This is a genomic window from Candidatus Berkiella cookevillensis, assembly GCF_001431315.2.
Taxonomy (GTDB): domain Bacteria; phylum Pseudomonadota; class Gammaproteobacteria; order Berkiellales; family Berkiellaceae; genus Berkiella_A; species Berkiella_A cookevillensis.
In genome coordinates, this window is record NZ_LKHV02000001.1 from 117,193 (window position 1) to 138,743 (window position 21,551).

The following is a 21,551-nucleotide window of genomic DNA, read 5'->3' on the forward strand; positions in this document are numbered from 1 at the left end:
TAGAAAATTATCTTTAACCTGCTGCAGAAAATGTTGCTGTTCCTAGTGCTTTTTGTAATTTGATATATGCAATTGCCGCACTGGTTTTACTTGAAATAAAAGACAGGCTTGCCTGATCAAGTTCTGTTTGAGCCGTTGTTAAATCCGTCATATCGGTAAGACCTCGTTCGAATCGTTCACGTGCAATCTCAACCGTCTCTTGGCGATGCCTTAAGGTTTGTGCTTGGCGGTTCATTGCATTGATACCATGCAAGTAATCAGAAAGTGCTGTTCTGCATTCTTGTAAGGCTAAATTAATATTATTCTCATATTCTAAGAGTGCTTGTTGTGCTCTGGCATCCGCGCTTTTTACCAATCCTCGTAAACGACCAAAATTTAAAATAGGTATAGAGAGTGTATTGGCAATAGACCAGATTGGATTTTCAGCAAGGACTAAGCCATGCGTACCCTCTTGTACACCAAAAAAACCACTCACATTGATTTGTGGCCACAGCGAAGCTTCTGCTTGTGCCAAGTCAGCGCGTGCTGCTAATAGATTGTTGTATGAGGCCCTTAGATCGGGGCGCTGTTTTATAATTTCTAAAGGAAGGATAGTTATTTGCTGAGGAGTAGGCACTATGACCGAGTGTTCTTTTGCATGATCTAAAGAAAAAGCGATAGCATTATTTTTGCTATTAACTAAGGTTTCGATTTGATATTGTGCTTTTTCAGCAGTAGCATAGGCAAGCGGAAGCTGCGTTGCCGTTTGTTCACGTTGTGCTTGAGCACGCTTGGCAAAAGAAGCGTCGATTAAGCCCGCATTGGCGCGGATATTTAAAATAGATACCTGTTGGTCTTGTCCATGCAGCAAATGATTTACTTCTTGGATGCTTTGCTGTGCTTGCCGCCATTCTATGACTGCGCGTGCAAGATCTGCAATAATAATATTTTTTACATCATCAATGGCTGCTTCATGGGCTTGGGTTCGTGCTTTGGCAGCTTGTACACTGGCACGAGTCTTCCCAAAGAGATCCAACTCCCATTGCGCATCAAAACCTATTTGTGACAATGTTTCTGGTTTTAAGCTTGATACATTAGCGCGTGTTGCAGAAGCCACGCCTGCAATATGGGGGAAAAAATCTGAGCGTGCAACTTTAGTTAATGCACGTGCTTCCTGTAATCTGGCATAAGCAATCTGTAAATTGATATTTTCAAGGAGTAATTGATCAACCAATTGATTCAAGAGCGGATCATTAAATGCATACCACCATCTTTGTTCTTGTGTCATTGCTTCTGTTAAAGAGAGATTGATAGCCGTGTTTTTTTGAGAACAAGATGAATAAGGTATGTGAGGTGCTGAGCAAGCACTTACACAGAGTGTTGTTAAAGCTGCAAGGGCAACACGATATTTCATCCTTGCGCCCCACTTTTGTTTTCGCGTGCTTTCTCAATATAAACATCCATTTGTTCGCCCACAAAACTATGTGGTTGTTTGAGTGCTATTTCATAAATAATTTGTAAAACACGCGTATCAACGCGTTGTCCTGAAACGGCTAAATTTTGTTTGGGACGAATATAAGGTTCAAAGCGCACAAATTTAAGTGGAATCGCATTTTTAGGATCGCCTCGTAAAAGTCCTTTTGCAGGTGCTGACTTTTCTACCCACATGGCATTTTCTTCATCAATTTCAACGCGTACATGTAGTGTTTGTGTATCACCCATACGAATTAAAGGCTCACTCAAGGGGCCTGCATTTGCAAATTCACCTGGACGCACATTGATGGAGAGAATTTGACCATCAATGGGGGCTTTTGTGTTCAAACGTTCTTTGGTGATACGTGCTTGTTCTAAACGTGCTTGTGTTTCAGAAATACGTGCAATCGCAAGTTCTGCGTTGTATTTTCGATGATTATAATCATCTTTGGCGACAGCGCGTGTATCCGTGATGTCTTTTACAATAGCAAATTGTGCTTTTGCGTCTTCTGCTTGCACTTTGGCAATTTCGAGCGCTGACGCCAGTACTTTAATTTGTGCATCAATATCGCGTTGATCCAGACTGAACAACAAAGCGCCTTTCTTGACGATGTCACCTACTTTAACATGCACTTTACGAACCACGCCGCCTATTTCTGTACCAATACTGATAATCTCACTTGCAGGTTCTACAACGCCGATCCCAGATAAATTACTGGCAAATTGTCCTACAGGAGGCATGATAACCGGCTCTTTTTTAGGCGCAGGCTCTCTGGCCATCACGGTGATGAGAGCAAAGAGCAGTGCGAACAAAGAAAATAAAGGTAATTTCCAGCCTCTTGAAAGAGCAAGGATACGGGACATGGATTACTCCTTGTGTACAAATTCTTCAGGTTTATGGCTACCAATAATGCGGCCATCGGACATTTCTAAGATGCGATCAGCAAAATGGTAGATGCGATTATCGTGTGTGACAATCAATACAGCGCGATTCTGATCATTGGCAATACCACGTAGAATTTCCATGACGGCATGGCCTGTTTTGGCATCCAGTGCTGCAGTTGGCTCATCACAGACAATGAGCTCAGGATTATGAACCAGGGCTCTGGCAATGGCGACACGCTGTTGTTGTCCCCCAGATAACTGTCTTGGTAGTTTTTCTGTTTGACCGACCATGCCAATGCTATCTAAGATGACACGTGCTTTTGCGGTAGCGTCTTGCAATGACATACCGGCAGCAAGCAAGGGCATTGCGGCATTCTCTGCCGCTGTGAGCGCAGGCAATAAATTATATTGTTGAAAAATGAAACCAATATGTGTGCGTCGAAATAATACTTTGCTTTGATCATTCATTTTAGACAAAGCATTCCCAATTAAATGTATTTCGCCGCTTGTGGGTGACAATATGCCAGAAATTATAGAAATAAGCGTTGTTTTACCACAGCCAGAAGGACCAACAAGCATAGTTAATTCGCCCATACGGATATCTATGTTGATATCATGTAGAATTTGTATCATGCTATCGCCGACTTCAAAGCTTTTATTAAGTTTTTTAATGGTTGCAGCTAAGCGTGACAAAATTATCCCCTAAACACAATGGCAGGATCGAGCTTAAATACTTTACGCAAACTGAATATAATAGAAAGTAAAATGATGACACCAATGACAACCGCAGTGCCAACCATGACCTGCCAAGGCAAAACAAAGCCTTTCAATGCGGGTGTTTCCCCGGTTATTTTAAAGAAAAGTGCTGTGAAACCAATGCCTAAACCATAGCCTGTTGTTCCCACAATCCCTGCTTGAACCAGTACCATTTTTAGTAATTGTGTATTCGTAACGCCAACGGCTTTCATGGCTGCAAATTGTTTTAGATTTTCAACAACAAAAATATAAAAAGTTTGTGCTGTAATTGCAGCACCAATGATAACACCTAATAAAATAGTAATACCAAAATTGATGGGGATACCTGTGCGCTCTAAGAAATAATTAATACTGCGCCAAGCAAATTCATTTTGAGTTAAAGATTGTAGCCCTGTTTGTGTTGTGATCCGCTTGTTCAATACCTGTAAGTCTTGCCCTTCTTCTGCTTTGACAAGAATGAAAGGCATTTTATTGCGCATGGGGGGAGTGATTTCCATGGCGGTATTATAAGAAACATACATAATAGGAAAAGTGAAAAAAGTAGGAGATACATCACAAATTGCGCTAACGGTTAAACGATTGTCATTTAACTCAATTTGTTTGTCCGTTCTAAAAGCTTGGTTTGGCCAAGTAAAGATATAACCATTGCTGTCTATCATGGCATTTTGTGGTTTTTGAATGACTAACTGATCGCCCATGACCATTTTAGGGCAGATGCCAACCAGCGAGACATCATCAACGCCAATGAGTTGCACTTGTTGCGTTAAGCCATCGGGCATGCGTATGGTAGACAAGCCTTTGTAGAAGGGAACTGCCCATGCAACGCCTTCTACAGAACGTACATTTTGTAATTCAATGTCTCTTAAAGGTTCTACTTCTTCGATATATCGAACACGTTGATCCATCACCCAGATATCCGCTTCTGAAACAGCATAAATAGCGCTGGCAGTTCTTGCCATGACACCAATAAAAATTGAAACTTGTTGTGCCATCAAGAGTGTGGCAAAGGTTACTCCGAACACGAGTCCGAGGTATTTGGCGCGATCGCCCAGAAGCATTTTAATCGCAATGCTGCGCATTATGCGGTATTAAACCTATAAATCATTAGATGGTGGAATAACATAATATCATGAATGATTGAATATTCAAGGCATTGTCTATAGAGTACTTAATAATTCTCTAAGGATTTAGCGTCGTTGATACAGGCTCACCCGCGTTAATCCCCAGCTCATTATTTCATAGTCTTGAGAGATCAAATTAAAGTATTGCTCAGGTAATGTATGTGTATTGATAATGACGCGTGTATTTTTAGGCAGAGCAATTAGTTTTTGCAATACATATTGCCAGAAGCGTGCCGAAAATGCAGTTGCATTTACAAAAACAATCGTAGCATCTTTAAGCGGGATCTCTAAAAAATCACCTTGTATAAATTGAATCTGACAATGACTAATATTATCAAAAGGTTGCTCGTGATATTTGGCTAATCTGGATCTAGAGAGTGTTATTAATTCGGGTATAATTTCGATGCCAACCGCCTTTTTAAAGGGAAATGCGGTTGCAGCGGTGAAAACGGCTTTTCCTGCACCAGAGCCGAGATCATAGAAAACATCTTCTGTGTTTGGATTGAGTTTGTCTAAGATATAAATGAAATTTAAAAGATCAATTTCACCATACAAATAAACTTGTTGTTTTAATCCTCGGGTAATTTGAGAAAATTTTGCTACCTGATGCGAAAAAGAAAATCTATATAGAGAACTAAGCGCATTCATAGATATTTCAAGCTGTGCTTGCTTGGGATGATGTTGCAGCCATTCTTTAAGCTGCTTCCTTCTGAAATAAGGCCTAATGTATTTTCGAAGTGCCCAGCCACCCCATATGAGTATCAGTATAAATATAAAGAGTATGGTGAAATTCATATTAAAATAAAATTTAGCCTTTAATGCAGAGTACTTGTTTGAGCGTATGAAGGGTTTCAACAAGATCCGTTTGGTTTTTCATAACGCTATCGATATCTTTATAAGCGCTCGGAATTTCATCAATCACCGCTTTGTCTTTCCGGCATTCTATACCTTGTGTTTGATGAATGAGATCTTTTTGTGTGAAACGCTGTTTTGCCGCATTTCTACTCATTCGCCTGCCCGCACCATGTGCGCAAGAATGAAATGATTCTGGGTTGCCTTTGCCACGAACAATGTAAGATTGTGTGCCCATGCTGCCTGGGATAATCCCTAATTCACCTTCTTTTGCTGAGATAGCGCCTTTGCGGGTGAGATAGACCATGGTGCCGAAATGATATTCTTGTTGAACATAGTTATGGTGGCAGTTTACTGCTTCGTGTGTAAGTGTGAAGGGGGGCAGGTGAGGTCTAATGGCTTGAATAATGAGTTGCATCATTTCTTGCCTATTTGCATAAGCATACTGTTGAGCTAATTCTACTGCTTCAACATAATCATTAAAATGTTCAGTGCCTTCACGAAAATAAGATAAATCTTTGTGAGGTAAGTGATGTAGATGTTTGGCCATGTCTTTTTGGGCAAGTGCTATGAAATAAGTGCCAATCGCATTTCCAATGCCTCTACTGCCAGAATGTAGCATGAGCCATACCTGTTGAGATTCATCTATACATAATTCTATAAAATGATTGCCGCCACCCAGTGTACCCATTTGCAACATCCAACGATTTTTATCTTTATTAAATATTTTATAGAGTTCAGGATGTTGATTAAAAATATGTGTTATTTTGTGTGCAAAAGCTTTGCAAGCTTTTTCACGCATTGTTTCGGTATTATGTTTCTCAAACCCAACTGGAATGGCAGATTCAATTGCTTGGCGGATGGATTTAAGATTATTGGGTAATTGATGTGCTGTGAGCGATAGGCGTATTGCATTCATGCCACAGCCAATATCTACGCCTACGGCTGCCGGAATAATAGCTGATTTTGTGGGAATAACAGAGCCAACAGCGGCACCAATACCCATGTGTACGTCTGGCATAGCTGCGATATGAGCATGAATGATATCTAATTGTGATACTTGTTTAAGTTGTAATAGAGCACCTTCATCAATATCATTTGTAAAGACTTTGATAGGCACTGTGCCGTGATGGAGTTGTTGTTTTATCGGCATGAGGTGAAAAAGCGTATTCTGTGTAGCATAAATCTACCACATTCCCTGCATAGGATGAAAGAATACGGACTGTATGTTATTTCTGCAATGTATCATGGTGGCTTGAAATAAGTTATTTTTATAACATTTTCTGAGATTGATGAATATAAAAATATAGTTCTAATTGAGTTAGAAGGTAAATTTGTTTACAATCCATGCTTTGAAAATGGCAAAGGAGTGTACATAAAAAGGTAATGTGAAATGCTAAAAAGTGTAGTAAAAACTGAAGATCCCACTGAAGACTTATCCTCCCCCTTATCGCGATTAGCGCTGCAAGATGGTTCTGAGATCGTGTATCAAGTTGATAGCTTGGTTGCCTTTGAAGTAGAAAGAAAGACTGATTTTGCGCTTAAGAATTATGTGCAAGATGCCACAGAATATTTATTGTTAACGACTTTGCCAACGGTGGATGCACTTAATGAGTTGAGTAGATTGCCACCAAGTATGCAAGACAGAATCTTTAAAACTTTGCAGCAAGTCTATTCTCATGTGACAGAGAGAGTTCCTAGTGAAAATACGGAGCATTATTTTTGTCATGTTGCTGCAACAGTTTATTATGAAGAGCATACAAAAATAGATATTAAGGGCAGGCAGCACTATAAGAAAGCATCTAGTCTGACGAAGATGTTAGAAACTACTATAGAAGAAATTAATAAATTAATGAAAAATAAGCTGATGAGTCCAGAGCAAGTAGAATTGTTGCAACAGTATCACCACTTATTTTCTGCACACAATAATGCTTGTCATCGTGCTTTACAGTTGATTGCTGATTATAAAAAATCGCATTTGACAATACATCAGAACCATGAAGTAGATAGCTATAAACCTGTTCCATTATCGCCTGGTAAAAAAGCACGTGTGCAAAGTATTCATCCTGAAACATCTCCCGTAAGGCCTGGAAAACTCACGCCCAAGAAATTATCAAAAGCAGACAAAGATTCTATTGATAGACTACGCTCTGGTGTTCGCCTGGATTTTGGGGATACAGAGGATTTAAGTTCAAGTGAAGAAGAGGTAGTACCTTCTCGTACAAAGAAGGTTCTCCCTATTGGAACAAAAAAGAAGCGTAAATTGTGGAATGGCAGTGATGATGGCAGCAGTGACGATGATTTTCTCTGGCAACAGGGAAATAAAGGGATGACTTTGTACTTTGATGCTATTGCAAGTAAAGACAGCAAGATTCCTATGGAAGAAAAATCAGATATTTCTGCTGATGATAGCTTTGATTTTGATTCTGACAGTGATTGGGAGAAAGATCCAGAGTCCGCAGATTCAGATGCAGAAAATAATCCAGCAATAGCACTCACTTTAGAAAGGAAACATAAATGTTAAAAATAAGCGATGATATAAAGCCATTGGTGCATGGCATACTCTCTACGCACATTGAGATGGGCAGAATGGGTTTTTTTGAGCCAGGGGTTCAGAGATTAACCGCTCAGGGCATTGGACCTTGTTTTGTCTTTGTTGCTTTTTATCAAAGGAGACCACTGGCCATTTATTATTGGGGTGGACCCAGCAGTGATAATACTCTGTCATTAGAAACATTAATTGGTTTAGAGCTTGATAGATTTAGATTCAAAATAGTGGAAAGAAGTGAGGATTTGGGTTTGCCAGATTTTGAAGAAGAACATCCCGATGGGGATGAACCTATTGATATTTTGCCTATTGGTGGACAAAGGAGTAGTCAAATCATTGTCGATACCATTCTAGGCATGAGCCAAGAGGCAGAGCATAGAATTTTATCCACAAATTATTTGGATCTTACGGTTGATATGGATTCTTTGGATTTGCAAGTGAATGCACAAGATATTGGAGAAGGGGCTATTGTTTTAGAATATATTCCTTCAAATGAGTGTAGCGTGCGAGAAGCGCTAGAGAAGAATGCAGAGAATATTCATCAATCTGATATCGCTGAATTCTCTGTAGCAACGGCACCTGTTCTGTTTGTGCCACAGTTTGAGACAACTGTAGAAAATCTAAAAAGACAAGTGAAGCAGCAGAAAGAAGAGAATGCTGAGCCTGAAAGCCCCAGTCCAACTAAGAAGCTGGGTCTTTCATAGGTTTTTGGCTATGAGAATGAATTTCTTCTTTTAGTAGCGGGACTTACCTCATCGGTTATTTTAATCGATGAGGGATTATTGCTCGCTTCTTTTTGCGATTGTTGGAAGCCTGGTAGCAAGACGGATTGGCTTCTTTGGCGGATTTCACTTTGCTGTGGGGCGAAGTGTTGAGAAACCGTTTCTGCTGCAATAGGCGGTACAGCTTTGTCTTTGCCAAGTGGATTGGTCTGAAAAACGCTCGTTACAAAATCTACAATACTCACTTTTAATTTCTTGAGACTCAATTTATTGAGTCCGGCAATTTTTTGGGTTGATTTAATGGGGTCGAATTTTGCTACATCGATACCATATTCTGGTGCAAGTGCGCGTACTTTAGCACAAACATCCTTACCTAAGACATCCACAATATTTTTCAAGCCATCGCAGCCTTTAGAGTTTTCTCCTGCAAGTTCTTGGCCATGTCCGGAGAGATAGGCGCGTGCTACATTTTCTAGAAATTCCTGTCTGTCTTTTTTGTCTTGAGTTGATGTTGCATTATAAGGAGGCGGAAATTTTCCATGTTTTAAGCAAAATTCTTGTTGTGCGATAGCAACTTCGGTGATCATCTCTTCTCGGTCTTTGCCACTTACACAGCTACCAATGCGCACACCTACTTTTCCAGCAATGATTTGCTCAAGTGCAGCTATTTCTGCAATCGCATTTGATTTGGTTGGTGGGATCATGCCAATGGTGTTTCGCATATAAGGCATACTTTGATAGCTATCAAGTGCTGCCTTTGCAATTTTATAATCTTGCGAATTATGATCAAGCTTATCGACATATTCTGCTAAAACTGCGTCGGTACGCCGACTTTCTCTGCCTTGTTTTGAGAATAAATTGCCAACCCAAGAGAGGCCACGAGCATTATTCACAGGTCGATTAGAATAGAGTAAATCAACTTTTTTAATGGTGTAACCTTGAGTGTCAATACTGTGCTTAGCTAAAAATCTTTCCGGTTCTTTTAACTCTTCTCTCACCTTTTCAAAAGCTTTCATAACTGCAGGATTGTTATAGTCTCCTGGTGGTTGCATGGGGGGTGAGTAAAGTGTTTGCAATAAAATGGGTAATTCTATGGCTTGGCGTTGATCGCCACCGTTGCGTTGTATTTCTTTGATTTTTTCTTGAATGGCAACAACAACCAATTGCTCTAAATTTTGCTTGGTAATTTCAATTTTTGCTGCTTTGCCTTCTTTTCCTTTGGCTTTCATTTTTGCGGGCGCTATCACGCCAGAGCGAATTTTAAGAAAATTTTCAGTTTGCACTTCACCTTTCTCATTTGTTGCAGAAAGTGTTGCGGTACTAACGTAAGCATTGGGAGCACCGGGATAACGTCGAATCGTTGTGGGCACAGGACCTAAATAATCACCTAAATTTTGGATACCATCAGGTTGTGCCTTTTGATCTTGCCAAGCGAGAACACGTTTTTGAAAATAATTTTGTTCCCATTCTGGCAAGGCAGTAAACCATTTAGGTTTTTCATCACCATAGAGTATTCTTAATTCTTTGGGTTTTTCTGTGCCTAAAATGTTCAACCATTCGTGGGTTTGAGTGGGGGTAAAATGACTAATGGGGTTATCTTTGCGTAGTATTGTGACATCGTTGTCTGTTGTTGTGACCTTAAGTTGACGAGTCTTCCAATTCACATGGTTTTCTGCATTATCTAATTCGTCTTTAATCTGCTTAAAGGATTTTTTAGGTTCAAGATAAATATTATCACTGAGGGCTTCTATCAGCGTTCTTTCTAATTGAGCAAGATCCGTCATTTCAAGCGACGTAGAATCAAGCGAAGCCCAATGTTGATGAATGGCAGATAGATATTCTTCTAGTAATTCAAAATTACTTTTTTGGCTGTCTTGCGTATTGGATAGAGTGCGTAGTGGAAATGCATCTTTAGGGCTATTATTAATTTGATCTTTTTGTGCATCTGTTAAATATGCCAGCATGAGCTGTGCCGCACTAATGAAGCTGTTGCCGCGCTCAAAAGTGGCGCCACTGATGCCCGCTTCATGTTTTAATTTTGTTTCTTTGTGGTTTGCGTCTGGCATATAGGCTGTGCTCATTGACTAATCTAAGATACATAACTTAACTATAAGATATTTTACTGACAAAATCGATGTCGGAGCGATAAAATTTTAAGAGAGGAGTTAAAGTGATCAAGGACAGAAAATATAATTAATATATTGATTTATATTGTATTTTAAAAATAAGTGCAGGAGAGCTGCGAAGCTGAACAGCGGTTAGGCTTGGCTTCGCAGTTATCATTAATAAAAGGTTAGACTTTTTCGAGGGTGAGAAAAAGGAAGTTCAATCTTTGTTTCACTTTCTTGTTCTTTGGGTGTTTTAGGTTGTAACTTCGCCTTAATACGCGTATTTACACCTAGTAGATCTAGGTGATGCGTATCTCTGATAGACGGTAAGTTCGTTGCCAGGGTTTTATGTTCAGCTGTCATTTCAAATTGCCAATTTTCTGTGAGCTGCCATAGCGTTGCTAAAAACATATGCTCTGATAATTTTTGTGCTGGACAGCGTCGCATAGAGCCTGGATGGCCAAAAGATTGAATTTTACCCTGCTCTTTATTTTCTTTTTTATAGATATCTCGAAAAGGATTGAACTGTTCTGGGTTTTCATAAACATCGGTGTCATTCATTTTACGCTGTTTAGGCCAGAATCCAACTGAACGAGGGGGAAGGTAGTGCCCATTTCCTAAATCCATATCATGTCCCCACGAGCCAATTTTATTAAAGAACAAATTTGTATTGACGCGCGGTAATACAGGCGCTGTCCAGTAGACTCTTAAGGTTTCATTGAACATACCTCTAAAGACATCAGATTCTTTATACAGAAAGACAAGAAAATCGCCTCCTTTTTTATCTATTAATGCACTATCTGAAAGTTTCAATAGTGCTTCTAAGTCTGTGGGTTTTTCTTGTAAGATTTGTGCGAGATGCTGTCTGAATTTCGCTATCATAATAGGCTTTTCAGCATTGATGATAGTAACAAATTCTGGGTTCGTTAAAATATAATAAACCATGGCGATAATTGAGCGGGGCAAGTTGCCTGCTATCGATATTAAGGCTGCCACATTATCTGGTGCGGTGAAATGGGAGTGTTGTTGATGATATTGCTTCATGTCGCCAATGAGATCACGCTCATTTTGAGGTAGATTGGGATCCTCTTTACTTGCTGCATGTGCCAGTACTAATTCTTTAGATGTTTGTATGAATTTATCCATAATGGGGAAGAATTTAACTGGGCTGAATTGATCAAAATTTTGCCATTGTGCTTCGAAAGCATCTAAATTTTTTGCAAAATCATTTGGCAAAGTGTCAACATTGTAGACAAAATGTGCCAGCATCTCAAAGGTTAATTGTGTGATATTTTCTGGCACAGAATGTTCAGCATGCCAGATTTTGGCTAAGTTGGCACAATGTTGTTTAGCAACCAGCCATAATCTATCGTGATTTGTAGATAATCTTTCGCGAATAACAGGTTTTAATAACCGATCGTGTTCTATCCGCGAAATAAGTTCAGGTCCTTGGGTGAGTAGGGTAGGAAGATTAAAGGCGGCTCGCGCATTTACATCTGTCATTTTTTTAAAGTATTTATCATCATAGGCGACAATTAATGAGAATATTCTGGGGCCTTTTAGAAAGCGTAAATTTGGGAAATATAGATCCTTACGTGCGATACCTTTTTCTTTTGCTTCATCTGTGAGCTTATCCAATACATAACCAAAAATAGGATGTTTTCCAGGTGCTATTTGTACATCATTCATTGGAAGGAGCCATTTAATGAGTTGAAAAGGAATTTTAAGTTGTGCTGCAACAACATAACTCCATGGCCGTGAATAACGTACAAAATTATAAGCCTTAGAGCTTAAACGTTGATACCAGGGACTTGTATTTTTGAGAGCTGGCAGTACGTCTGTATGAGGCATAATATAATTTCCTTATCTTTGTTATACCAGAGCTTAGCCTAGCTGATTTAGTCTGATTTGATCACCTCAGATATGTGCTTTCTTTTATACGGGGTATTCTTCGGTTTTGTGAAAAGAGGGGGGGATAAGGCGCGCACATGAATTCGTTTACATGCGCGCATTGTCATGAAAGTCTATGCTGCTGCCGCTGTTGGGCGTGGGCGGTGTGCTCTAGATTTTTTCAAGAGTTGCTTTTCAGCGTCATATGTATCTAAATATGATTTACGCACTGCAACGCTTGGATGCGAATACATACCAGCTTTGCGTTTAAAAGAATTTAAATAGGATTTAGGCGTGTCTAAGAGACCTTTTTCTTTCTTTGGCTTATTGTCTTTTATTTGCTCTGCAATATTGACGATTTTATCTAAAGCGCTGCCCAATGCTTTGGGGTTTGCGTATTGAGCACAATGCCAATCTGCCAATAACTCATCGACTTGAGAAATGGCATAATAAGCGATATTTGCTGCAAATATGGAAAAGAGTGCTACGGGTAAAGAAAAAGCATTTAGTGCAAAGATAGCGGTAGTCCAATAGAGAAATCTTGAGGCTGATCCAGCTAAGAAATCTTTATGTTTCAAATGACCAAATTCATGTGCGTAAATGGCCTTTTTTTCTTTGCGTGTAAACGGTGCTTTTAAGATATTGCTAAATACATAGATCTTTTGCTCATTAAAACCACCGGCGGCAGCTGCATTAGGAGCAAAGCTTTCATCAACCTCACAGACTGTTTTGTCTTTGACTGTGATTTTGGTTTTCTTTTCAAGATTTTTCATGAGTTCATGATCTTCCTTTTCCTTGTCTCACATTGCGTGGGTGTGCTCTAAGGCTTTTTGCATTTTTTTATCCGCGAGCAAAAGCGTATTTGCAAGCAAGCCCATAAAAGCCAAATTATAGCCAAGTGCAATCGGCGTAAAGAGTATGAGTAGTGGTGAAAATACAATCAAGGAGCCACTTGTTTTGGTGGGCAAAAGTGGCAATAAGTGAAAAGTGGTGATGCCTGCTAAGAGACCATAAAACAGTACTGGCGTTAAGGTGGTTGCCATTAGAGCATATGTGGCAAGCGCTGTAAGGGCGCCAAACCAGAGGGCTTTCTTTGTTTGAAGTATATAAAAAGTTTTATTAAACATATCAGTTGCAATTTCAATATAAGTAATTAAGGGAGCTTTATATATTAGTTAGAAAATATAATTAAAATTATTACCGATAAAAGGTAGAAATAGAAAGATAATTGGAGTTGGTTATTCAACCAAATCATGATATGGGATTCCAACATACAGTATCCTTGAGATAAAGATACTGTACGTCTAATGCTGGCCAGTTAAGTGTTGATGGTATTTTGAATAAATATTTTATTTTAGAGTCTGTCTTCGCTTGCCTGCCTTCTTTTCAGTTTTTTGAACAACAGCAGCATCTGCTTCATCTTCATCATCTAAAACAATCACAATAGGTTGTGCTTTTTTAGTTGTGCTCTTTAGTATTTTGGGTGTTGCTGGTTCTTTTTTAAGATGCTTCTCTTTCTTGATAGTCATTTCCACTTTAGCTTTGGGTTTCACAACATCTGTAAATTGAGCTGTGAGGGCTGGCTTCTTCGAAGCGGTTGTTTGAACCTCCCATTCAGGATGTGCTTGTAAGATGCGCGCTTGCTCTGTTTTGATGAGCTCGGGGAAATTATTTACTAAGGTTTGACGAATCTTATTTACCTCTGGCAAATATTTGTGGGTGAGTGAATCAAAAAGATTGATCAGTGTTTTTGTTTCTGTGTCTGTTAAATTGAGTTCACGACACAGTGATGTGCACATGACTTTGGTTTTAGCTTTAACCGCATTCACGTCCAAAGCCTGATTTTCATCGATAATACGTTTAACCAATTGTCCGTCTTGCAATTCTTCAAACAATTGTTTTTGTTCTGTATTTGATAAGGTTTTAAAATCTTGCAACTTCGTCATTAAGGTCACAAGACCTTGATAATTGTCAATATCAATTAATCCAAGTGCAAAATTTTTCATTTCTATTAAAGCGGGCTTCTCTAAAACTGTGTTTTGAAATGCTTCAATACTGTTATATTCATTAATATGATCTCCAATAATATCAACAATGGGATCTAAATTTTTGTCAGCCAATATATCTGCGATAAGGTGATTCCCCTGTTTGGCCAAATTATTCAATGCTTTGTCTAAGGCAGGAATTTTTTTTATGCTTTTTATTTTATTTAATTCTTTTTGTGCATCGCTGATAGTAGTACGCCCCATTGCAATTTTTTCTTTCAGTTTGGGCTTAATACCCTGACTTTTCCCAATGGATGTACTTGCTGCCAATATAACGGCTTTATCACCGACTGCTTTTATAGCGTTGCTAACAAAACTCAACATCATAACCTCTGCGTAATTGTTTGTTTTTATAAAGGGTGAGTATAGAGCTAATCTTCTTACCTAAAAGAAAAAGCCGATAAGTGGTAGCAATCAGGAGATGTTGAGAATAGTTGATTGATTAACTTTGTGGTAAGGGAGATCTCTAATTTTGAAAACAAGCCTGAATCTTCATAAGATCATTGCCGTAATTGGCTATCGCAAGCATTAGTAATATTCTTGCTTTAAAAGGCGATAAATCATGATGGTAAAGAACGCCCATTTTATGAAGTTCCACGCCACCCCCTGGCCCACCATAGACAGGAAAGACACTGCCTTCTCGAACGCGCGTTGCCATGACAATCGGAATACCTTTCTGAATGATTTTATGTAGTTCTGGTGCTAAGTTATCATGAACATTGCCACATCCATAACCTGCAATGACAAGGCCTTGAGCGCCCTTTGTTATTGCATAGCTGAGCAGACTGGTATCAAAGCCCGGATAGGTGAAAAATAAATCTACTTTTGCCAAATGTTCTGGAAGAGAGAGTTCTGTAAAACGTCGTAAACGATTAAACCATTTTACTCTATTGTTTTCGATCACACCCAAGTGCCCCATTCGATCAACATCAAATGAATTTGGTAGATGCGTATTCATTTTAGAGAGGTAACTCGGTGCGTAGATATGTCCGTTAAAAACAACCATGACACCCTTGTGCTCATCGGATCCTGAGAGAATGACTTCAATAGCATGTTGTAGATTGCGAGGGCCATCTGTATCGTATTCGTCGGCAGAGCGCATGGCACCCGTGAGAATAATCGGTATTGTGCATTCTGCGATAAGACTTAAGAAAAAAGAGGTTTCTTCAAGCGTATCAGTACCATGTAAAATAATAATACCTTGATAAACCTGTTTCTTAAGCTTTTCATTTACAGTTTTAGCCAGTTGTAACCAGATGTCAGGCGTCATCAATCTACTATCCATATTGGAAAAGCGTTCTACTTCAATGCTGGCTTTTTTAGAGAGAAAGGCATTTTTTTTTAAATAAGCATCTACATCTAAGGTTGGAATGGCGCCCGTAGCAGGATGTGTCGTTTCACTTAAGATCGTGCCACCTGTGACAAGGAATAATATTTTTTTATTGTGTTGCATGAATAAATGTATCTCAGTAATTTAAGGTGTCACTTTTTCGTTGTGAAAAGCCAATAATAAGTAGGCCAAATAATACTAGAAAGAAGCTATTAGGGACAAGGATAGTATGTAATAAATAATTAGCAAACAATGTATACACACGTGCAGTTGGATGAATTTAATCAAAGAAAATATAATTATCAGGATGCGAGCAGTGGATAAAGTGACAAAAGAAAAAAGCTGGTATTTGTATATCATACAATGCAGAGATAATAGCCTGTACACAGGCATCAGTGTTGACGTGGAAAAGAGATTTCGTGAGCATGTTGAGCAAACGCCAAGGAGTGCAAAATATTTGCGTGGCAGGCAGCCATTGACTTTGGTCTTTGTTGCCTTAGTGGGGGAGAAGGCTCAAGCCTTGAAAATGGAAAATGCGGTCAAGAGACTTTCAAAACAATCAAAGTTAAAACTCATTCATTCCCCAAAAGCAGAACTTGCGTTATTTTCGTTGTTGAGCTGATCTTTCAATTCAAAAAGGACAGCCACATTAAGTTGCTTAGCTCAAAATTTTTGAGCTAGAATTCCTTTCAGTAATAGGGATATTTTTTAAGTTATGACTTTAGCTCGCTCAGAACAAATTGATTTGAATGCAACACCGTATTATCACGTCATGAATCGCTGTGTGCGCCGTAGTTTTTTATGTGGCTATGATGAGCTAACTAAAACTGATTATTCTCACCGTAAAACATGGATTGTCGATCGATTAAGATATTTAACGGATATCTTTGCCATCAAAATCTGCGCTTATGCCATCATGAGCAATCATTATCATGTTGTGTTATATGTAGAAGAAACGCAAGCGCAAGCGTGGTCAGAAGCAGAAATCATCCGTCGTTGGGCATCCATCTTTCCTAAAGATGCCGAAGAAAATAAGCACCTAAAACAGAAAATTCAACTTTGGAAAGAGCGACTCACCAGTATTAGCTGGTTTATGCGTTGCTTAAATGAAAAAATAGCGCGCGATGTAAACGAAGAAGATGATACTGCAGGAAGATTTTGGGAAGGACGCTTTAAATCCCAAGCTCTATTAGATGAAGGTGCGTTGTTAAGTGCAATGGTCTATGTTGATTTAAATCCAGTCAGAGCAGGTATTACAAAGACACCAGAAAAATCGGAGTTTACTTCCATTTATGAACGCATTCAGCATATTTCTAAGCAATTAAAGGTCAATAAGCCAAAATCCATTAAACAGCTTAAGCGCGAAAAAGCCAACATATACCCACAACAGATGATTCTTAGGTTAGGCGGCAAGCGTTCGAGCAATAGGAGTGTATACAAAATACATGACTATTGTGAGATACGCGAAGCCAACAACACCGAAGATTCATCTGTGAAGGGTATATACAATAATCTTACACAACCCAAATCCTTAGTCCCTTTTGCAAACATCTCAGAACATCATTCGCATGCCATTGATTTTAAATTGGTCGATTATTTAGAGCTTGTTGATTATACAGGACGAACGATTCGTGAGGATAAAGAGGCAGGTTCTATTCCTGAGCATCTTGCCCCTATTTTAACGCGATTACAATTCGAACCCATGAATTGGATTTCATTGGTTAAAAATTTAGCTAAAAGCTTTTCTCATGCGGTGGGGAGTGAAATTTTGCTGTTGAATTTTGGCAAAGGGGGGAGGAAAGGCTTAAAAGGCATTACTTGGGCAAAGAAATTATATTCAAGTACACACGTCGCTTAATTCAATCTACATTCATCCGTTAATCATTCCATAGATTATTCACAGTTAAAGTCACTAATGATGGTAGCAACTATCAATTCATTATTCGATTACAGCATGCTTATTTTTTTATTATTGTTTTTAAATATGGATGTCCTGAATTTTCATCCTGAATTTTCAATAGGGCGGTGTGCAAAAAGCTATCTAAATCGCATTGATGATAAGCGAAACCTGATAATTTAGTTGCTGATGATACTCTCTTACTGCTTCTTCTAGGCACTTGGCAAAGGCAAGCGTTGCTTGGTTAGGCGGTGTTTTTTTACCATATAAAGCATTTAAGAAAAAGCGACGTGTTTGCGCATGGGCTAAGGGGAGTGCTTTGAGTAATTTTCGTTGATGTAATAAATGATTCACGGGCATCCAGGCAAAGCCAGTACCTTCTTGCAGCAAACCAAGCGCTAAGTAACTGCTGGCAACTGTCCAGCAATGAGGCGCATCTACCCAGTCTTTATTCACAGAGGTGAGTTCTGCAGAATCGCGAACTATGAGTTGTGTGTAATTGCGGAGATCGTTAAGTCTTAATGTATGTCCCAAGTGATGTAAAGGGTGATCGATATGTGCGACTGCAATTTGAACAATCTGTATTTGACAGAATTCGACATGTCCTTTTGGTGCTTGAAAAGTGATGACAATATCTGCTGTACCTTTTTCGAGTCTTTCGAGTGCTCCAGATAGGCTTTCCTCATATATTTGTACGCGTGTATGCCCTAACAAGCTAAAGGTCTTCAACGCATTGGCCAGCGCTTGTCGTGGAAAAGGATCATCTAGCACAATGCTGATTTCTGCGGGCCAATCTTGTGTTGTTTTCTTTGCAATATTTTCAATGGACTTTATGTTTTCTAACAAAAGGTTGGCGCGATGGTAGAGTATTTGTCCAATAGGGGTAAGGACTGCTTTGCGTCCTTTGGTTTCTAAAATTTTTACATCCAGCTGAGATTGCAGTTGTGCAAGCGTATAGCTAATCGTAGACTGGCTGCGATGCAAATATTCTGCGGCCTGTGCAAAACCACCCTGTTCTAGCACTGCTTTGAGTACAAGCCATTGATCTAGTGTGGATTTTATTTTCATAATCGATAAATTAGATAGATTTTATCTAAAAAATAGCATTTATTATCTATTTTTTCAATATATTGTAGTGACCAATTTAAAAAATTGGCCGATAAAATCAATTATTATGCTTAACCTAAATATTGATGTCTTAAAAAATACTTTAAGGGTATATACACAAAATTAAGTGATATCGAGTCTAAGCACTCATTCTGTGTAAGGAAATGCCTCTTTGCGAACTCATTTTCTTTAGAATGTGGCGCGAAATAATAAACAGAGAAAATTATTTTACTGTAGAGAGAAGCTCATAAACTTTCTTTTGCAAGTCTACGAGAGAGTAAGGCTTTACTAAAATTTCAGGAATAAAACCCTTGGGTAGATCTTTCATAGAAAGTGATTCCTTAGCATAACCTGTTACCAGCAATATTTTAATATCTGCATTTGCTTTGATTGCTGCAAGTGCTAAATCTACACCGGTCATACCACCTGGCATAATCATATCAGAGAGTAGTAAATCAATATTTGAATTATTTTCAATAAGTTCTAATGCTTTGGGACCATTCGGAGCTTGCAAAATAATATGTCCAGCATTTTTAAAGAATTCTACAGTCATCTCACGTAGAGATTCTTCATCTTCAACAATGAGAATTGTTTTTGCATCATTTATTTGAGGGGTAATATCAGAAGATGTTTTCTCTTCCTTGGTTGTAGTGTGTATCGCTGATTTTGTTTTAGGCAAATAAAGAGTTACTGTTGTGCCTTGATTTGCTTCGCTTTGAATAGTGACATAGCCTTTAGATTGGTTGACGAAGCCATACACCATACTTAATCCAAGGCCACTACCTTTGCCAACTGCTTTGGTTGTGAAAAATGGTTCGAAGGCACGTTCTTGAATCTCTGGCGACATACCTTCCCCAGTATCGACAACAGATATTTTAATATAATCTCCAGGCAGGATTTTGGTTTTGCCTGAACGTATGGTGTCTATTGAAGTATAGTTTTCTGCTTTGAAGAATATCTTTCCTTGATAATGCATAGCATCGCGTGCATTCAGTGCTAGATTTAGAAGCGCTGTCTGTAATTGCATAATATCAACCCATACTGGCCAAATATCTTGGGAGATGTGCATTGTTATTTCGATGGATTCTCCTAGTGTTGGCTTAAGCATTTTAATAAAATTTGGCATAAGTTCATAGAAATTTACAATCTCAGGTTTTAATGATTTTTGCCTAGAAAAACCTAATAAGTGTTTTGTGAGTTCGCTGCCACGCTCTACAGCATTGAGCATAGAAGAAATGCGTTTTTGTTGTGAATTATTAAATGAAGATTCTATTTGGAGTAGTTCAATATTACCGCGAATGATCATCAAAATATTATTAAAATCGTGAGATAATCCACCAGTAAGCTGTCCTAAGACCTCCATTTTTTGTCCATGTCGTAATTGTTTCTCCATCTCCAGCTTTTCTGTTATATCTTGAATGATTCCTGTTATTTCTGTGGCTTCACCATTTCTACGACGTGTTGTTTTTGCTTCTAGATGAACAACTCTTTCAACATTATCTGTTCGACAAATAGTTTGTGTCTCTGAAATAGATTGCTGATTGCTGATCCGCTCTTGCATATCATGAATAAATCGCTTTCTATCGTGAGCGGGAATAAATTTAAGATAATCTTGAGCAGACATCCAAGCTTCATTATGGCTTTTACCTAGAATATGTAATGCTACTTCTGAACACCAAATCTTATTGTTTTCAAGATTCCACACCCAACCCCCTAGTTGGGCTAATTGTTGTGCGCGAGAAGAGAATGCTTGGATTTTTTGTATTTCTTTTAATCTCAGGCGTGCAATTTGAGTATTTTTTAAAGTGTAAAATAAAACAAATGACAGCATTAAACCGAGAATAATAATAGCGTTAGAGGTAATTATCTGATTATTATCTTTTAGTGCTAATGCAGGTTTTTCTACCTCAATTTTCCACTTTTGATCGTATAATGTAAAATCGAGCGCTATGATAGAAATGTTATTCGTTGTGGTTGAGTTTTTACCAAAGAAAAGCTCATTATTAACAGCGATGTGGAATTTATAATTTTTAATCATTTCGGTAGTAAATATGGGAGTGAGTAATGAGGAGAAATCGATAAAACCTAAAATAAAACCTTTGGGTTGATTATCTACATAGGAAGGGATGATAACCATTAAACCATTTTCCCCTTTGGGAAAGAGGATAGGTTTAATGATGAGTGATTTATGTTGAAGTGATTGCTCTTGAAGTAGTAATTTAATTTTTTTGAAGTCATTTGATTCTATCCAAAGTGTTTCTTGCGTCGGCGCAACATGTTGGATAGCATATTCTGTATTCATCCAAGCAATAGCCTCTAGTTTTGGTATTGCAGCTACAAGTGTATTGGCATTTGCCTCCCAGGCATCAAAGGACATGTGCGGCTGATTGTTCCAGCGGTTTTCCAATAAAACTAAAGCTTGTATTTTGTTATCTAGGGCAGATTTTATTTGTTCTTTAATATAATAGGCTGTTAAATTGGCTTTCTCATCAGATCCATAAATATTTTGAATCTTTAGTATTGTCCAAAGTAAGATTACACAGATCAGAGTACTGATTGTAATTAAATAAGGAGACCAATTTTGAATCATTATTCGGTATCTATCTGCCATATTATAAATAGTCATGACTAGACAGAAACTAAGGAGCAAGAATCCGATAGCAGTATTGGGCGCCATTGACGTAAATTGTTTCCAAAACAACAAAGAAGGTGTGTTGGCAAGATAGGAAAATAAACAGATCAGAGCAAGGCTGATAATACAAAAAGAACATAAAAAGCTTAAAAATAGATATATTTTATTTTGTTTTTTTTGGGATAGGCAAAAAAGTCCTAAGCTCA

18 protein-coding genes are annotated in these 21,551 nt (G+C 38.5%); 4 read left to right on the top strand and 14 right to left on the bottom strand.

Annotation, left to right across the window (positions count from 1 at the left end; translation table 11 throughout):
• Positions 1-13: 13 nt before the first annotated feature.
• From CC99x_RS00485 to CC99x_RS00510, 6 genes are all read right to left on the bottom strand, one after another.
• The gene (locus CC99x_RS00485; protein ID WP_057625271.1) at positions 14-1,393 is read right to left on the bottom strand and encodes an efflux transporter outer membrane subunit; all 1,380 of its coding nucleotides are present in this window, start codon (positions 1,391-1,393) and stop codon (positions 14-16) included.
• Positions 1,390-2,316 carry an efflux RND transporter periplasmic adaptor subunit gene (locus tag CC99x_RS00490; protein ID WP_057625272.1) on the bottom strand — a complete coding sequence of 309 codons (927 nt, stop codon included), beginning with the start codon at positions 2,314-2,316 and terminating at the stop codon, positions 1,390-1,392. The genes CC99x_RS00485 and CC99x_RS00490 overlap by 4 nt, the downstream gene beginning before the upstream one ends.
• Positions 2,317-2,319: 3 nt before the next feature.
• Complete coding sequence (locus CC99x_RS00495) at positions 2,320-2,970, bottom strand: ABC transporter ATP-binding protein (protein WP_083477399.1); 651 nt, start codon at positions 2,968-2,970, stop codon at positions 2,320-2,322.
• A gap of 62 nt (positions 2,971-3,032) precedes the next feature.
• The gene (locus tag CC99x_RS00500) at positions 3,033-4,172 is read right to left on the bottom strand and encodes an ABC transporter permease (protein ID WP_057625274.1); all 1,140 of its coding nucleotides are present in this window, start codon (positions 4,170-4,172) and stop codon (positions 3,033-3,035) included.
• 108 nt (positions 4,173-4,280) lie between these two features.
• Entirely contained in the window at positions 4,281-5,009 is a 729-nt protein-coding gene (locus CC99x_RS00505; RefSeq protein ID WP_057625275.1) for a methyltransferase domain-containing protein, read from the bottom strand.
• 13 nt (positions 5,010-5,022) lie between these two features.
• Positions 5,023-6,219 (bottom strand): RtcB family protein, encoded by a 1,197-nt coding sequence (locus CC99x_RS00510; protein WP_057625276.1) that lies wholly within the window; start codon positions 6,217-6,219, stop codon positions 5,023-5,025.
• 240 nt (positions 6,220-6,459) lie between these two features.
• Here CC99x_RS00510 and CC99x_RS00515 point away from each other — a divergent pair, with 240 nt between their 5' ends.
• Complete coding sequence (locus CC99x_RS00515; protein ID WP_057625277.1) at positions 6,460-7,590, top strand: hypothetical protein; 1,131 nt, start codon at positions 6,460-6,462, stop codon at positions 7,588-7,590.
• Positions 7,584-8,318 carry a hypothetical protein gene (locus tag CC99x_RS00520; protein WP_057625278.1) on the top strand — a complete coding sequence of 245 codons (735 nt, stop codon included), beginning with the start codon at positions 7,584-7,586 and terminating at the stop codon, positions 8,316-8,318. Before CC99x_RS00515 ends, CC99x_RS00520 begins: the two co-directional genes overlap by 7 nt.
• Before the next feature lie 8 nt (positions 8,319-8,326).
• Here the strand turns inward: CC99x_RS00520 and CC99x_RS00525 are convergent, their stop codons facing one another.
• The 6 genes from CC99x_RS00525 to CC99x_RS00550 form a co-directional block, all read right to left on the bottom strand.
• Positions 8,327-10,417: a hypothetical protein gene (locus CC99x_RS00525; RefSeq protein ID WP_057625279.1), complete on the bottom strand. Its 2,091-nt coding sequence runs from the start codon at positions 10,415-10,417 to the stop codon at positions 8,327-8,329.
• Positions 10,418-10,618: 201 nt separating this feature from the next.
• Complete coding sequence (locus tag CC99x_RS00530; protein WP_057625280.1) at positions 10,619-12,295, bottom strand: cytochrome P450 family protein; 1,677 nt, start codon at positions 12,293-12,295, stop codon at positions 10,619-10,621.
• A 173-nt stretch (positions 12,296-12,468) separates the two neighbouring features.
• A complete protein-coding gene (locus CC99x_RS00535; protein WP_057625281.1) occupies positions 12,469-13,107 on the bottom strand; it encodes a M48 family metallopeptidase in 639 nt (212 codons plus the stop codon).
• A 27-nt stretch (positions 13,108-13,134) separates the two neighbouring features.
• A complete protein-coding gene (locus tag CC99x_RS00540; RefSeq protein ID WP_057625282.1) occupies positions 13,135-13,461 on the bottom strand; it encodes a hypothetical protein in 327 nt (108 codons plus the stop codon).
• A gap of 222 nt (positions 13,462-13,683) precedes the next feature.
• Positions 13,684-14,706 carry a hypothetical protein gene (locus CC99x_RS00545; RefSeq protein ID WP_141651930.1) on the bottom strand — a complete coding sequence of 341 codons (1,023 nt, stop codon included), beginning with the start codon at positions 14,704-14,706 and terminating at the stop codon, positions 13,684-13,686.
• Positions 14,707-14,845: 139 nt separating this feature from the next.
• Positions 14,846-15,832, bottom strand: coding sequence for an asparaginase (locus CC99x_RS00550; RefSeq protein ID WP_057625284.1), 987 nt, complete (start codon positions 15,830-15,832; stop codon positions 14,846-14,848).
• 193 nt (positions 15,833-16,025) lie between these two features.
• On the opposite strand from CC99x_RS00550, the gene CC99x_RS00555 reads away from it, so the two are divergent.
• On the top strand, positions 16,026-16,331 hold the full coding sequence (locus tag CC99x_RS00555) for a GIY-YIG nuclease family protein (protein ID WP_200953497.1): 306 nt from the start codon (positions 16,026-16,028) through the stop codon (positions 16,329-16,331).
• Positions 16,332-16,424: 93 nt separating this feature from the next.
• Positions 16,425-17,567 carry a hypothetical protein gene (locus CC99x_RS00560; protein WP_057625285.1) on the top strand — a complete coding sequence of 381 codons (1,143 nt, stop codon included), beginning with the start codon at positions 16,425-16,427 and terminating at the stop codon, positions 17,565-17,567.
• A gap of 183 nt (positions 17,568-17,750) precedes the next feature.
• Here CC99x_RS00560 and CC99x_RS00565 read toward each other — a convergent pair whose 3' ends face one another.
• Positions 17,751-18,674 (bottom strand): LysR family transcriptional regulator, encoded by a 924-nt coding sequence (locus tag CC99x_RS00565; RefSeq protein ID WP_057625286.1) that lies wholly within the window; start codon positions 18,672-18,674, stop codon positions 17,751-17,753.
• Between the two features lie 262 nt (positions 18,675-18,936).
• The gene (locus tag CC99x_RS00570) at positions 18,937-21,339 is read right to left on the bottom strand and encodes an ATP-binding protein (protein ID WP_259596535.1); all 2,403 of its coding nucleotides are present in this window, start codon (positions 21,337-21,339) and stop codon (positions 18,937-18,939) included.
• Between the last annotated feature and the right edge of the window lie 212 nt (positions 21,340-21,551).